Annotated in this window: 1 tRNA gene and 1 rRNA gene; both read right to left on the bottom strand. The window is 49.4% G+C overall.

The annotated features are described in order from the left end of the window. Positions 1-60 precede the first annotated feature (60 nt). Positions 61-134, bottom strand: a tRNA-Ile gene (locus CSX02_RS07540). A 4-nt stretch (positions 135-138) separates the two neighbouring features. Next, positions 139-256, bottom strand: a 5S ribosomal RNA gene (gene rrf, locus CSX02_RS07535). Positions 257-336 lie beyond the last annotated feature (80 nt).

The following is a 336-nucleotide window of genomic DNA, read 5'->3' as shown; positions in this document are numbered from 1 at the left end:
GAACTCTTGACCCCCTGCTTGCAAGGCAGGTGCTCTCCCAACTGAGCTACACCCCCACAATGGGCTTGAGAAGACTCGAACTTCCGACCTCACGCTTATCAGGCGTGCGCTCTAACCGGCTGAGCTACAAGCCCATAAATCTGGCAGCCACCTACTTTCCCATGCCGTCTCCAGCATAGTATCATCGGCCGCTTAAGTCTTAACCATCGTGTTCGGGATGTGGACGGGTGTTACCCCTAAGCGCATCGCCACCAGAATATGGCGTTATTAAATTGATAGTTACTTAATAACTAAACAGTGAATAATCTCTACTTGATTTCCTTAGAAAGGAGGTGA

The organism is Agathobacter ruminis (assembly GCF_002735305.1).
Classification (GTDB): Bacteria; Bacillota; Clostridia; order Lachnospirales; family Lachnospiraceae; genus Roseburia; species Roseburia ruminis.
This window is presented reverse-complemented; position numbering and strand designations above follow the sequence as displayed.